The organism is Candidatus Mycolicibacterium alkanivorans, assembly GCF_022760805.1.
GTDB lineage: Bacteria > Actinomycetota > Actinomycetes > Mycobacteriales > Mycobacteriaceae > Mycobacterium > Mycobacterium alkanivorans.
Window position 1 is genome coordinate 590836 of sequence record NZ_JAIVFL010000001.1, and the last position, 13480, is coordinate 604315.

Below are 13480 nucleotides of genomic sequence, written 5' to 3' on the forward strand. Positions count from 1 at the left end.
GTCGACATCTCCTCGAATGGTGCCTGCAGCCCGCGGTGAAGCGCGACTTCCGACACGTCCCCGCCGGCTACGTGGCCACGACCGCCGACGTCGAGGAGGAGTTGGAGCGCATCGGGCACACGGACTATGTCGGGATGGGCCGGGACGCGACCCGGTACCTGCTGCAGCGGGGCGTGCGCCTCACCGGCACCGACGCCTGGAGCTGGGACGCGCCGTTCTCCTTCACCGCGCGGCCAAGGCGCGGCTACGGCCAGGGGCCGCCGACTGGGGGGCCGCCGCCGGGGGGCGACTGGTTCTGAAGGATGCCCAGGCAGGTGCCCAGCGACTTCCCGGGGATACACGGAATTCCGCCGACGGTCGGCACACCACTGTTGGCCACGAAGCACTGGCCGGTGATGGGGTCGGCGAGATGGCCGATCGGGCAGGCGCTCGCCGGTGCCGCGACGACCATCGGCACGGCCACGAAGAAACCTCCGCAGACCGCCGCCATCAGCGCCTTGGACACCCGTCGCCGTACCAACATGGGTGTCAGCCTACTGCGCGACCAGGGTGGGCCGGCCAAACCATCCGGGCGCACCGGCCAGTGGATGAACGTCAGATCTACCCAGGTCTGGTCGAACAGCACCGGGCGGCGCAGCGGCGGCGGCGGCGTGACCGGGAAACCGGTTAGGGTCACGCCTCTGCGATCCGGTCGCGGCCGGCGTTCTTCGCCTCGTACAGCGCCGTGTCGGCGCGGGTCACGGTCTCGGTCAGCGTCTCGCCGGGGACCCAGGTGGTGTGCCCGATCGAGCAGGGTCTGGCCCGCCGGGACCCCTGCGCCGCACGCGGTCCAAAATGTGCGTCGCCTGCTCGGAGGTGGTGTCGGGCAGCGCGACGATGAACTCCTCGCCGCCCCAGCGGGCGAAGACGTCAGCGGTGCGCAACACCGCGCCTGCGGCGGCCGCGAAGCTGCGCAGCACCGCATGCTCGGCCGCCTCGGCGGTGATGTCGCGCAATTGCAGCTGCACTGCCGGCGAGCCCCGGTAGGCACGCCGCAGGGCGGTGCCGGCCGCGATGGCCATGAAGGTCGCGCGGATGTCGCGCTCGACCCGGCTGCCAACGAAACCGGTCACCGGGTGGTTCTCGACCTCGGCGGACGTCGCTGCGCCGCACAGGGCGACGGCCTCGCTGTTGGCATAGGCGATGCGGCTGTCGACGTCGATCACCGCAACGGCGGGGAGTTTTCGACCAGTGCCCGCCACCGTTCCTCGGCCTCCTGGTGCGCGGCCCGCTCGGCAGCGATCTCGGTGACGTCGGCGGACACCCCGCCGATTCCGATGACCGTGCCAGCTGGAGGGTCTTGACCGCGCGTCAGCCCATTGCGGTTCGGCCGACGTCGATCGCGTTGGCAGGGACTTCTTCGGGCAGGCCGCCCGGCGCCTCCTCGGCCAACCGGCGGGCGACGGCGTGCGCGGTGCGAACACAGTCCCGCACCGTCTGCGGGTAGGTGTCGGCGTCGACGCGTGTGGTCGTCTCGGCGCCCTCTGACTGCGCTTCGATCTGGGTTAGTCCCAATGCCGCTCAGTTAAGGGTGTGACTGTTGGGTCAAGTGTGACGGGTGCGGCGTGTCGGGGAGTTGGGGCAGCGGAACTCCCGGTATGGATGGATTGTCCGACCAAAGACACCATCTCACCTGGGAGTTCCGCTGTCTGTTCAGTCTGTCATTCGTGGTTCGGTGGTGGTTGGTGCGGGTCGGTTCGCGCCCGGTCACCTCGGTGGGTTGACCCAGATCGTCCCGTTCGAGATGGTCGATGCGGTGCTGGAATCGACCCGGACGGTGCAGGCCAGGGTGCGGGCGTTGCCGTCGCGGGTGGTGGTGTACCTGCTGCTGGCGGCGGCGCTGTTCGCCGAGCTCGGCTACGGCCAGGTGTGGGCTCGGATGACCGCGGGCCTGGACGGGATCGACGTCGCCGATCCGGTGTCCTCGGCGTTGGCGCAGGCCCGTCGCCGCATCGGTGTCAAGCCGCTGCGGGAGCTGTTCGACCTGGTCCGCGGTCCGGCCGCCGGTGCGGCGCGATGGCGGGGCCTGCTGGTATGCGCGATCGACGGCACGTCGATGTTCACCCCCGACACCGCGTCGAATCTGGCCGCGTTCGGCCGGGTCGGCGGCGGCAACGGCCCGTCGGGGTATCCGATGCTGCGGATGCTGACCGTGGTCGCGTGCGGCACCCGCACCGTACTGGGTGCCGTCTTCGGCACCTTGAGCGTGGGCGAAACCAACTATGCACCAAAGCTTCTGGGCTGCCTCCGCCAGGGCATGCTGCTGCTCGCCGACCGTAACTTCGCCGCCGCGGGCCTGATCGAGCAGGTCGCCGCCACGGGCGCTGACCTGCTGTTCCGCGCCAAGACCAACCGCAAACTCCCCGTGATCGGCCACTGCGGTGACGGCTCGTGGCTGTCGCGGATTGACACGACGACCGTGCGGGTGATCGACGCCCAGGTCGCCGTGCGACTCGCCGGGGGCCCACGTCGCAGCGAGCGCTACCTGCTGATCACCACCCTCACCGACCACCGGCGATACCCCGCCACCGAACTGGTCGCCCTCTATCACCAGCGGTGGGAGATCGAAACCTCCTACCTGGAACTGAAATCCACCATCCTCGGCGGCCGGGTGCTGCGCGCCCGCACACCCGACGGGATCGCCCAGGAGATCTATGCCCTGCTGGTCACCTACCAAGCGCTGCGCATCGCGATATCCGATGCCACCGCCACCGCCGCCGCCACCACTGACCGCGCGGGCTTCAGCATCGCGCTCAACACCGCCCGTGACCAGGTCATCCAGGCCGCCGGCGTCATCGCCGACACCACTATCGACCTCATCGGCAAGATCGGCCACGCCGTGCTCGATCACCTGCTCCCGGCCCACCGCCGCAGAACCAGTCCCCGCGTCGTCAAACGCGCCATCTCCAAACACCGCGCCAAAGGCGACATCGACCGCAACAGCTACAAGATCACCGTCGACGTCACCATCAACGGCCAGTTGACAACCGGCCCATGACCTTAACTGAGCGGCATTGGGGTTAGTCCGACATGACGCCGCTGGGTGCCGTGGCCGTCATGGAGGTGGATAAAGTCCACGCCGCACCGCTGGGCCCACTCCTCGGCGATGTTGGCGACGGCGACCGACCTCGGCATCGGCCAACTCTGATCGGCCTGCTGCACGAGTTTCCGAATCATTCCGAAGCGCGGGAATGACAGCTGGCGGCACACCGGAAACGACGGCGGCAAAGCGCTTCCGTTGACGGCGAGGTCCAGCTGCCTCGACGCCTCGGCCAGCGCGCGTCAGCAACATCGACACTGGGTCTTTCTGCCGTGCCGCGATCCAGCTCATCACGCGCTGTCGCACCCCGGAATCATGACACCGGGCCCCTCGCGCCCGCTATTTCATGGTGGCCAGGTTGCGCCAGAAGCTTTTGAGGCTGTCGGTGCCGCCGAAGAGCGTGGTGAAGTTGGTGGAGTCGACCAAGACGATGTCGCCGGCTCGTCGGCTCGTGGGTGGCATCCAGATGAGCGCGTTGAATTCGGTGTTGCCCGCCGCGGTGAAGGGGTGAGGTCTGTCGGGGTCGACGCGTTGCCGGCCCAGGACGCGGAGCGAGTCGCTCTCCGGTGCGGTGAGTTCGTAGTGCGGCAGGTGGGGATGGAAGTTGAATGTCGTGACGTTGTCGAGCAGTCTCGCGGCGTCCAGGTCGCGCAGTGCGGTCAGCGGTGCGATCTGGGTGGTGCCTTCGACGACGGCGGGACGCAGACCCCACGTGTTGTGCACCGGAATATCCAGTGCCGTCATCACCGAGCGGGTGTACTGGCCGAATCGCTGCTGGCGTGGGACCAGCGGGTCGCCGTGGTGCCGGTATTCGATCTGACGCTGGGCGAAATCGTCGGTGAATCCGACATCGTGATGTGGGGCCAGCAGCAGGCAGGTGCCCTCTCGTTGCAGCCATTGCGTGATGGCGCTGAGCTCGTCGGGTCCGGCTTCCTGCTCGGAGAGGATGTGGTCGAGCCCGAAGACCATCAGGGTGTCGGTGTCGTCGAGGATGCGCTCGTCGATCGGCAGCTGGTAGCCGGCCTGGTCGATACGCTGGAAGACCGCGACCGGGTGCCCGGTGACCACACCTGCCAGTTCCTGGAACGCCAACGTTGAGCGGTGAAATAATTCCAGCGTCCCAGCGATGCCTTGCAGGAAGTGCGCCTCGTCGTATTCCGGGGTTTCGTAGCTCGGCCACAAGGCGTTGCGGACTTCGGTCATGGTGGAGAAGCGGTTGTACATCGCGGCGGGATCCCGTTGCGCTTCCCAGGGGTAGCTCCAGGTCCAGTAGATGCTGATGCGGCGCCCGCCTGGGGTGCGTGTGCGAGGGACGTGGCGTTGATTGTAGGTGCGGGCTGGGGGCAATGTGCTCATGATCGCACCTGTCAACTTTCGAGTGTTGCGAGGTATCGCAGCGCTGCTAGTCCCGGCAGGAAGAAGTAGGCGCCGCCGGTGAGTGTGGTGAAGGCGGGCAATCCCTTGAGGACCTTGCGGATCGGCCTGTCGGGGATCGTGAATTCCATTGTCCCGTCTTGCGTTCCGCAGATCGGGTCGTGCTCGTTGCCCAGTTCGTGGAACGCGCGGTCGTTGATCCACACGTTCTGGGCGAACTCGAACTGGCGAACGAGATCCGCGCAGATGATGAACGCGGCGATACCACGATCCGCTCCGTCGTCGGGTGCACCCTCGGGCAGAGCAGGCCCATAAGTGGCACCACGCCGAATCATCCTGCGCCGGTTCATGTAGTGCGCGGTGTCGCGGGGGTTGAGCCGCCGCGCGTGCGATCCCAGTGGACAGGCGTACCCGTGCGGGTCCATTTCTTTGTAGTTGAAGTCGTTGTTGCGCATAGGGTCTGCGCCGAGCTCGGGATCATCCTTGTCCGGTGCCAGCACCAGGGGGGCGCCGCTGCGCCAGCGGCCCATGAACTTCGCGGCCAGCAGCTCCTCATCATCAGGGGTGTCCGAGTTGTCTCGGACGTAATCGCGGAACAGCGCCACATGCTCCTGCAAGCGCCGGTACGCCATGAAACTCCCATTGCGGGACAACACCTCTGGCTGCGGAAGGTTGGCGACGGGGCCATTCTCGTCGGGATAGCCGAGAATGAACTCGCCTGGCTTCAGCGCAGCACCCGAGCCAGGAGTCGGCTCCTCACCCGATCCCTCCATCACCGGCTGAGACAGCCGGTCGCGGAACCCGAAGTGGTCGTGGGCGTAGTTGAATGGCGGGGTCGCGTTCAGGTCCAGGAACGACAGACTCCGAACCCCGTCGCAGCGGGCCACCAGCTCGTCGTGCACCCCGGTGGCCCTGGCGTGTTCGGCATCGTCTCGCGCGAACAGGATGGCAATCGCGTGCAGATCGTCGCCAGCCAGGCCGCCCACCCAGTTGCCGGGCTGGTTGCGCCCAGTGTCTCCGAGGATGTCGGCCCGGGCGGCCATCCCCTCACGAAACGCGTCGGGGAACGTCGACAGCGCCTCCTCGGGCACCCCGAGGGCCCGCAGACCGTTGCAGGTGAACGCGAGCGTGACCCACCGCTTGGTGTTGTCCATCGTGGTGGCAGCCGACGCCGCGGATTCGGTGATGGGGATCAGCTCCGAGAGCCACGCCCTACCGCCGGCCGGTTTGTCGAACGACAAGAATTCGTAGCGTCCGGTCATCGCCGGGGTGCGGGTCAGCAGGATGTGCTGAATGTCGTCGAGTTCAAGCATGTGTGCAGACCTGCTCGGCTTACTGCATCTGGTCGAGCATGTCGGAGAACGCTGCTTTGAGCTTCAGTGCCTTCTTGATCTCATCGGCGGTCACGTAGGGGTATTCCCCGTACTCCAGGAAGCTCGGGCATTGGTGGTCTCGCACGAACTTGATGAAGGCCTCGGGGTTCTCTTTCCAGTCCTCTGGGAATCCCTCCAAATTCGTGAAGACGGTCGTGATCCCGGTCTGGCTGAACAACTGCACCGCGTCTTCGGTGTACTTGTCGAAGTCGGTATCGAAGATGCCCTGGTACTGGAAATGCAGCCCCGAACCGACGTCGAACAGCACCCAACGTAAATAGTGCAGCCGAAGCGGGGCCAGCACGTCGGGGCTGCCCTTGATCGCCTCCTCGATCTGCTTGCCGTAGGCCCGGACGACCTCCTCGCGGCCCTCCTTGACCTTCGCGATGATCGAGAAACCATGGCAGGCGGGAGTTCTGGGATACATCGGCCCGTAACGGCCCCGCTCTTCAACGAAATAGCCCTCCGCCGGGATGGCCATCGCCGCAGGCTTGGTCCAGTCTTGATCCGTTGCAGACATTGCAGACCCCCTCAATCTTGTCCTTGCCGAAACGCTACCGTCTGACCCCGTGGGCCGAAACACTTTCGGTCCACGAACTCGGGCCGTCGACCAGAGGTGGCCTGGCGGTCATCGGGCGGGCGCTATAGATCGAGTGTCAGGGTGCGGGTATGCGCGCGGGAGACGCAGGGGTACATGATGCCCGCCCCGTCCTTGTTCTCGTTGTCTGCAACGGAGTCCAGGTGTTGGGGACGGCCGGCGAGGACGCGGACCTCGCACGCGCCGCAGATTCCTTCGCGGCACGACGAATAGACGGGTATGTCGGCGAGTTCGAGTGCCTCGAGCAGCGATTGGTCTCCCGAGACGTGCACGTGTGTGCCGCTACGGTCGCAAGTTACGTCGAAAGGCCTGCCGGTCTGGTCTGGCATCTGTGTCGCCGCGTTGAACCGTTCGATGTGCAGGCGTGCGGCCGGGACGAGCGCCGCGAGTTCTTCGGTCATCGAGGAGGGTCCGCAGCAATACACCGCGGCGCCGCTGCCGGCGAGGATGCGCGCGAGATCCGGGCGGACGCCGGTTTCGTCGCGGGCGTCGATGCTGACGTGGTCTGGCCACCGCTGCTGCAGTTCGTCACTGAACGCCATGGTGGCCCTGCTGGCGCCGATGTAGACCAGCTGCCATCGCCGGTGCGCGGGCAGCGAGTCGATCATCGCCTTGATTGGCGTGATGCCGATCCCGCCGGCGACGAATACATACTCCTCGGCGGGCTCGAGCATGAAGGTGTTGCTAGGACCGGAGACGTCCAGGGGCGTGCCGAGCCGAGCGTTGGCGTGCAGCCACGCGCTGCCGCCACGTGAGGATGGTGCGCGCTGCACGGCGATTCGGTATCGGCAGCGGTCGGCCGGATCGCCGCACAGTGAGTAGCAGCGCTGCAACCCGTTCGGTAGGTGCACCGTCACGTGGGCTCCCGGCGCCCACAGCGGCAACTCACTCCCATCTTTCAGCGACAGGTCGATGCCGAGGACGTCGCATGAGAGTGGGTAGGTAGCGGTGATGGTCATCGGCCGCCGCGGCGCGGCGGGTGGTCGTCGCCGCGGCGGCGGCGCGGCGGAGGCGGACGTCAGCACCCGCACGAGCACCGCCACGGTGGTCAGACCCAGCAGTGCGAAGGCCACCACCCGATAGCCCCAGGCACCCACGTCGGTGCCGGACCAGCCGGCGTGGAAGGACACCAGCACCACCGACGCGTAGCTGCCGTAGTGCAGCGCCTTCCAGAATCGCCGGGGCATTCGCGGTCCCAGCAGCGAGGACCCGTACACGGCGATCAGCAGGTAGAACGCGACGATGCCCAGGGCGACCGGCCAGGGCCGGTAGCCCGCCGCCAGTGGGACGAGGACCTGGGTGAGCGAGAAGTGGGCCCAGCTGTCGAGCATCAGTGAGAGCATGTGCAGGCCCGTCATGATCAACGCCGTGCCCCCCAGCCAGCGATGCAGGTCCCGCAGCCATGCCGGGTTGTCGATGGACCGCAGCACCCGCGTGGCCAGCAGCACACCCCACATCACCGAGCCGGTCATCGCGGCCCAGGCCACCAGGCCGCTGGCCCGGGTGACATACCACCACAAATGCGGATCGGTCACGCGAAATCTGCCCAGTTCGCCGTCTGTTTGCACGGCTGATCGGCGGCCACTATCACCCCGGCGGCGCCAATGCGGGGCAGCCAATCGAGCAGGCCATCGGGGTCGCGCAGAAACGCCAGCTTCGCCAAGGCTTCGGCCCTGACACCAGTGCCGGCGATTACGGTCGACGTCAGGGTCGGGGTGAGCGCGCTGGCGCCGGTGGCCGAGTCGATCAGGTGATGGGCCGGGCCGTCGGCACCGGCCCAGACCCGCACGAGCCGGCTCGACGTCGCCACAGATCCGCGGGCGAGCCGGATCACGTTCATCAGCTCGGTGGGGGTGAACGGATCCTGGATGCCGATCGTCCACGCCGGGGCGTCGGGGGCCTGTCCAGCGACCACCAGGTCACCACCGACCTCGGCCAGTACCCCGTCGGCACCGCGGTCCATCGCGAGCTCGACGATCATGTCAGCCGCCAGACCCTTGCCCAGGCCCCCCGCGTCGAGCGTGGTGCCCAGCGGAAGGCGGATATCCAGACCGGCGACATCGATGCCGGCGACATCGCCCGGCCACGCCGCGGTTTCGGGCAGCAGGGTGCGCCGCGACGGGTCGACTCGGCTGGTGTGGTATCCGCTGGCCACGAGCTGTGGCAGCGCGGTCGGGTCGAAGTCGCCGTCGGTCAGGGCCCAGGCGTTGATCAGTTCGGCCACCAGCCGTGCGGTGCACGGGCGCACTCGCACGGGGCGGCCTTGTGACCAGTTCAGCCGCGACACGTCACTGTCCGCGAGGAAACGGCTCCACGCCTGCTCGAGCTCACGCAGAAGCTCGAAGCACTCGTCGAGAAGCTGCGGCGGTCCACCGACGACGGTGATCGACGCGGTGCCGCCCATCGCCTGGCGCCGATCCGCCCGCAGCGAATCCGGGTGAGTGCGTGCTGAGCTGGGGACGCCAGCGTGCGGCCCGATGGTCTCCGGGGCCATCTCAGCCACCGGAGGCTTTCGACACGGCGTGGGGCGCGATGGGTGCAATGGGTACGTCGGCGGCTGGCACCGGCGCGGGAACCGGGGCGGGAACCTGGGCCGCGACGGCCGCGGCAGGTGCCGGTCCGACGGGCTGGATGGTGGTGGCCTGAACACCGCTCCTGCTGCCGGTGTCAGTGCTGGATATGACCGCCCGCTGGTGTGCGGTCGCGCTCAGCACGTCGACGATCCCCAGCAGCAGGCTGGCCGAGAGCGCGGAGACCGCGAGCTTGGACCATCGCGCCGGCGACGGTCGCGGCGGGCGGGAGTCAGTCGTCGCGCTCATGCCTATCTTCGCCTTCTGTTTGGTGCTCACCGGAGCTGTGCTCGTCGTCTTCCCGCGACACGGTCGGGGGCGGCGCCGCCGGGCTCAACGTCGGCACAGCCGGTGGCGGAGTCGGCACAGCCGGTGGCGGAGTCGGCTGGGAAGCGGGCTGTCCGCCGCCGGGAATCAACACCTCGTTGGCCCGCCCGATGTCGGGTTGGGGCGAGGTGTTCAGAATCCGGGTGTTGACCGCTAGTGCGGCCCCCCCGATGGCCAGCACGAAAAGCAATGAAACAATCACCGCCAGTTTCGATCTCATGACTTCACGGTAGATTCCGGCCGGTCGAGAATGGTCGCAGCAAAATCCAAGAATCATCCAAGGTCGCGCGCGATCTCGTGGAAGACCCGCTCGAGCTGCCTCGACCCGGGCCGCGGCAAAGCTGATAATGCGGACGTGCAGGTGCTCGTGGTCGAAGACGACGAATCGGTGGCTGCCGGGCTGTGCGAAGGCCTGGGCAGAGCCGGTTTCGAGCCGCGCCGTGTGGCGACCGGCGCCGAGGCCGTGGCGAATGTGTCGGCGTCCGCGCCGGATTTCGTGCTGCTGGATCTGGGGTTGCCCGACATGGACGGCACTGACGTCTGCCGCGCCATCCGGGCACACTCGCAGGTACCGATCATCGTGGTCAGCGCCCGCGGCGAGGAGATCGACCGGGTCCTAGCGCTGGAGATGGGCGCCGACGACTACGTGGTCAAACCCTGCGGCATGCACGAGCTCGTCGCACGCATCCGCGCCGTGGCCAGACGTACCGCCGCGCCCGACGGTCACCCCGACCAGGCCGCCACCACCCGCTCGATCGGTGCGCTGACCATCGACCGCCGCACACAGCGTGTGCATCTCGGTCGGCGGGAGGTGCACCTGACGCCCAAGGAATTCGACCTGCTCTACTACCTCACCGAGGATCCCGGCGCGGTCTACCGACGATCGGAGATCCTGCATCAGGTATGGGGCGCCAACTGGTACGGCACCACCAAAACCGTCGACGCGCACGTGGCCGCCATCCGCAAAAAGCTCGGCGACCCGCGGTGGATCGAGGCGGTTCGCGGGGTGGGCTTCCGCATCGGAATCCTGTCGTGAAGTGGAGGTTGGTCGCGGCGTTCATGGCGGTCACGTGCCTCGTTGTGGTGGTCCAGGACGTCCCGCTGGGCAACTACCTGCAGCGGGTCGAACGCGACCGCATCGTCACAGCATTGGAACGCGATGCCTTTCTGCTCGCCGGTCGCAGCGAGGACACGCTGGAAGCGGCATCACCGGATCCGCGCGTCGTGACCGATGTACACCGCTACCGGCAAGAAAGCGGAGCGCGGGTGGTCATCGTCAACGCCGCCGGCGACGCGGTCGTGACCTCAGACGACGACCAGTCCGCGACCGGCGGCTCCTACCGGTCGCGCCCTGAGATCGCCACGGCATTGTCGGGCGACATCGCCACGGGAGAACGTCATTCGCTCAGCCTGGGGACCGACCTGTTCTACGTTGCGGTGCCGATCGTCAGCGGTCAACGGGTCCTCGGGGCGGTGCGGCTGACCTATCCGACGCAGGTGGTCACCGATAAGGTGCACGGGCAACTGCGCATCCTTTGGCTGGTCGCCGGCATCACCGTCGCGTTGGCTGGGGCAGTGGCCTTCCTGATGGCAACCACCGTCACCCGCCGCCTGCAGCAGCTGCGGCGCACCACCGAACTGCTTGCCGACGGACGGCTCGACGCGCGAACCCCAGAGCAGGGCGGGGCACCGGAGATCCGCAGCCTCGCAAGGTCGGTTAACCAAATGGCTGATCGGCTCCAAGATCAGCTGCGCCAGCAGCGCGCATTTGCCGGCGACGCCTCCCACCAGCTGCGCACACCGTTGACTGCACTGCGCGTCCGATTGGACAACGCCGCCGATCTCGTCGACGCTGACCCTGAAGCCGCGCGTGAGACCGTCGCCGCAGCCCAGGACGAAGCATTGCGTCTACAGCAGATCGTTGATGGGCTGTTGGCGCTCAGCCGGGCCGACGGCGCTGCGATCTCGCCGCAGGAGATCGACCTGGCCGAGGTGGCCCGCGCGCGGGTCGAACAGTGGCAGCCCCTCGCCGAGGAATCCGGTGTGCGCATAGCCGTGACCGCGCCAGAAACCGCCCCAGTGTCGGCCGTGCCCGGGGCCGTCGAGCAGATCATCGACAATCTCATCGACAATGCGCTGGCGGTGGCCCCGGCCCACACCACCATCGGCGTGGCCGTGGCGCCTGCCTCCGACGCCGTGGACCTACACGTCCTCGATGAGGGCCCCGGGATGTCATCGCAGGACTGCGCACGAGCCTTCGACCGGTTCTGGCGCGGACGCACCGACACCGTTGGCAGTGGGTTGGGCCTGGCCATCGTCGCCCAGCTCGCCCGCGCGAGCGGAGCAACCGCGGAGTTGACGCCACGCACGTCGGACAACATCGGTACCGGCGGACTCGATGCGCACATCCGGTTCGCCCGCAGCCGTACCCGTCACTAGCGCCACCTGACTCTGCGCTCAGGTTGCCGTCCGCGCCGTCTCGAACGCCTGCTGATGCGCCTTCTCATCGCCCGCAATCTCCCGGAACAGGCTGGCGGCCTGCGGGTTTCCGGACTGCTCGGCCTGTCGGGCGTAGTCGGGGTACATCACGTCGGCCTCGTGCTGCTCACCGTTGATCGCGTCGGTGAGGTTCGTATTGGTGTCGGGGGACACCAAGCCGGCCAGCGTCGCCAGCGCGGCGAAGTGCTCGTTCAACTCGACGTTGGCGGAGTTGGTGAACAGCTGCGCCACGGCGAGGTTCTCGCTGCGACGGGCCTGATCGGCGTAGCGCATGTACTTGGCGTAGGCGAACGCCTCACCCTGCATCGCCGTGCGCAGATTCGCCAGTGTCGTGCCCGACGAACGCGGGGGGCCGGCCGTAATCGCCTCCGGAGCGGACGTCGCGCCCACCGGGACCGAGCCGGCCGGGCTGGGGCTGGTGATCATGGTCAGCGCGGTCGTGAAGTCCTTGGCATGGATGGCCTCATCGTTGCCGATCTCGGCGAACAACGCTGCCGCGGCCGGGTCGTTGTCGGCCGTGGCCTGCTTGGCGAATCCCGGATACATCGTGTCGACCTCGGTGGTCTCGCCACTGATGGCGTCACGCAGGTTGGCGGCGCTGTCACCGCCAAAGCCGATCAGATCGGCTTCGCGGGCGAAATGATCCGACAGCTCGGTCTGGGCGGCATCGGTGAACGCTTGCGCCGCTTGGGGCCGCCGCGCCTGCTGAGCCTGGGCGGCATAGGCCAGGTATTTCGCATGGGCGAGCGCTTCACCATGCATCGCCGACAACGCATTGGAACGCGTGGAATCGGCGAGCGGCGAACTGGCCGGCGGCGCGGTCTGACTCCCGCACGCGGCGACCGTGACGATCAACGTCGCGGCGCACACCGCTGTCGATGAGAGGTTTGCATAACGCATGACAACACTCCTAAAATAGTTGCGAACTCAACTGATTTTCGAAGGCACGGACCTGGCGGTCAGTGATCGTCTTCCTCGGCGGGCGCGGGCGTCGAAACGCCGGGGGCGGACCAGGTTGCCTGCGCGCCGCTGTGACCGATGCGGACGGTCTGCGCGAGGGTCCCCGCTGCCACCGCAACCGCCACTACCGTCAGCCCGATTGTCAGAATCCGGTCGCTGACTGTGCGGCGTCGCGCTGCCGGTCGGCGGAGCCACCGGTCGGCCGCAAGAACAGCCACGATCACGATCAACAGCCCGACGACCCAGGGCAGCAATGTCTCGCCCATCTCCGCATGCCGCTCGACCGCTGGGGTCTCGGTCACCCGCTCCTCAAGCGGCTTGCCGGACCACTCCATCAACGGCACCAACGCAACCGACAACGCGCACAACACCAGTGTGGTGGACTTGACAAGCCGCGGAACCCGGGGGACTAGCGCGACGACGCCGACGAGCAGCGCGGCCACCGGAACCGCAACCACCGTCAGGTGAGCAAACAAGGGATGGGCCGGTAGGCCAAACAGCTGATTCACCAGGCCGTCTGCTTCGTCGATCCGGAAAACGCCTCGGCCACTGTCGGTCTCATGACGTCAGCCTAGATTCGAGCCGGTCAACGAAGATCCCGAAAGAATCCAAGGATTGTCCAAGATCTCGCCAGAGCCCATTAAAGACCACGCTTCGAGTGAAGCCGTCGACACGGCCGAACCCGCTGAGCCGAATGTTG

15 protein-coding genes and 2 pseudogenes are annotated in these 13480 nt (G+C 67.3%); 5 read left to right on the forward strand and 12 right to left on the reverse strand.

Annotated features, from left to right (window positions below):
- Positions 1 to 35: 35 nt before the first annotated feature.
- The gene (locus K9U37_RS02965) at positions 36 to 299 is read left to right on the forward strand and encodes a cyclase family protein (protein ID WP_243070457.1); all 264 of its coding nucleotides are present in this window, start codon (positions 36 to 38) and stop codon (positions 297 to 299) included.
- A gap of 239 nt (positions 300 to 538) precedes the next feature.
- Here K9U37_RS02965 and K9U37_RS02970 read toward each other — a convergent pair.
- The 3 genes and pseudogenes from K9U37_RS02970 to K9U37_RS02980 all read right to left on the reverse strand — a co-directional run.
- Positions 539 to 676: pseudogene (locus tag K9U37_RS02970) on the reverse strand (hypothetical protein); the annotation flags it as partial.
- A pseudogene (locus K9U37_RS02975) lies at positions 673 to 1061 on the reverse strand (GGDEF domain-containing protein). The pseudogenes K9U37_RS02975 and K9U37_RS02970, both read right to left, overlap by 4 nt.
- 289 nt (positions 1062 to 1350) lie before the next feature.
- Positions 1351 to 1554 (reverse strand): hypothetical protein, encoded by a 204-nt coding sequence (locus tag K9U37_RS02980; RefSeq protein ID WP_243070459.1) that lies wholly within the window; start codon positions 1552 to 1554, stop codon positions 1351 to 1353.
- A 163-nt stretch (positions 1555 to 1717) separates the two neighbouring features.
- Here K9U37_RS02980 and K9U37_RS02985 point away from each other — a divergent pair, with 163 nt between their 5' ends.
- On the forward strand, positions 1718 to 3037 hold the full coding sequence (locus K9U37_RS02985; protein WP_243070403.1) for an IS4 family transposase: 1320 nt from the start codon (positions 1718 to 1720) through the stop codon (positions 3035 to 3037).
- Positions 3038 to 3069: 32 nt separating this feature from the next.
- A complete protein-coding gene (locus K9U37_RS02990; protein WP_243070460.1) occupies positions 3070 to 3234 on the forward strand; it encodes a hypothetical protein in 165 nt (54 codons plus the stop codon).
- Between the two features lie 184 nt (positions 3235 to 3418).
- Here the strand turns inward: K9U37_RS02990 and K9U37_RS02995 are convergent, their stop codons facing one another.
- The 7 genes from K9U37_RS02995 to K9U37_RS03025 all read right to left on the reverse strand — a co-directional run bounded on the left by K9U37_RS02995 (position 3419) and on the right by K9U37_RS03025 (position 9541).
- A complete protein-coding gene (locus tag K9U37_RS02995) occupies positions 3419 to 4435 on the reverse strand; it encodes a hypothetical protein (protein ID WP_243070461.1) in 1017 nt (338 codons plus the stop codon).
- 11 nt (positions 4436 to 4446) lie between these two features.
- Positions 4447 to 5766: a Dyp-type peroxidase gene (locus K9U37_RS03000; protein WP_243070462.1), complete on the reverse strand. Its 1320-nt coding sequence runs from the start codon at positions 5764 to 5766 to the stop codon at positions 4447 to 4449.
- Positions 5767 to 5785: 19 nt separating this feature from the next.
- Complete coding sequence (locus K9U37_RS03005; protein ID WP_243070463.1) at positions 5786 to 6346, reverse strand: hypothetical protein; 561 nt, start codon at positions 6344 to 6346, stop codon at positions 5786 to 5788.
- 122 nt (positions 6347 to 6468) lie between these two features.
- Positions 6469 to 7959, reverse strand: coding sequence for a 2Fe-2S iron-sulfur cluster-binding protein (locus K9U37_RS03010; RefSeq protein ID WP_243070464.1), 1491 nt, complete (start codon positions 7957 to 7959; stop codon positions 6469 to 6471).
- Positions 7956 to 8918 carry an FAD:protein FMN transferase gene (locus K9U37_RS03015; RefSeq protein ID WP_243073196.1) on the reverse strand — a complete coding sequence of 321 codons (963 nt, stop codon included), beginning with the start codon at positions 8916 to 8918 and terminating at the stop codon, positions 7956 to 7958. Before K9U37_RS03015 ends, K9U37_RS03010 begins: the two co-directional genes overlap by 4 nt.
- A 1-nt stretch (position 8919) precedes the next feature.
- Entirely contained in the window at positions 8920 to 9243 is a 324-nt protein-coding gene (locus K9U37_RS03020) for a hypothetical protein (protein ID WP_243070465.1), read from the reverse strand.
- The gene (locus K9U37_RS03025) at positions 9227 to 9541 is read right to left on the reverse strand and encodes a hypothetical protein (RefSeq protein ID WP_243070466.1); all 315 of its coding nucleotides are present in this window, start codon (positions 9539 to 9541) and stop codon (positions 9227 to 9229) included. Before K9U37_RS03025 ends, K9U37_RS03020 begins: the two co-directional genes overlap by 17 nt.
- A 135-nt stretch (positions 9542 to 9676) precedes the next feature.
- On the opposite strand from K9U37_RS03025, the gene K9U37_RS03030 reads away from it, so the two are divergent.
- Both K9U37_RS03030 and K9U37_RS03035 read left to right on the forward strand, forming a co-directional pair.
- On the forward strand, positions 9677 to 10357 hold the full coding sequence (locus tag K9U37_RS03030; protein ID WP_243070467.1) for a response regulator transcription factor: 681 nt from the start codon (positions 9677 to 9679) through the stop codon (positions 10355 to 10357).
- The gene (locus K9U37_RS03035; RefSeq protein WP_243070468.1) at positions 10354 to 11760 is read left to right on the forward strand and encodes an ATP-binding protein; all 1407 of its coding nucleotides are present in this window, start codon (positions 10354 to 10356) and stop codon (positions 11758 to 11760) included. Before K9U37_RS03030 ends, K9U37_RS03035 begins: the two co-directional genes overlap by 4 nt.
- 18 nt (positions 11761 to 11778) lie before the next feature.
- Here K9U37_RS03035 and K9U37_RS03040 read toward each other — a convergent pair whose 3' ends face one another.
- Both K9U37_RS03040 and K9U37_RS03045 read right to left on the reverse strand, forming a co-directional pair.
- Complete coding sequence (locus K9U37_RS03040) at positions 11779 to 12720, reverse strand: ferritin family protein (RefSeq protein ID WP_243070469.1); 942 nt, start codon at positions 12718 to 12720, stop codon at positions 11779 to 11781.
- Between the two features lie 59 nt (positions 12721 to 12779).
- The gene (locus K9U37_RS03045) at positions 12780 to 13223 is read right to left on the reverse strand and encodes a hypothetical protein (protein ID WP_243070470.1); all 444 of its coding nucleotides are present in this window, start codon (positions 13221 to 13223) and stop codon (positions 12780 to 12782) included.
- Between the last annotated feature and the right edge of the window lie 257 nt (positions 13224 to 13480).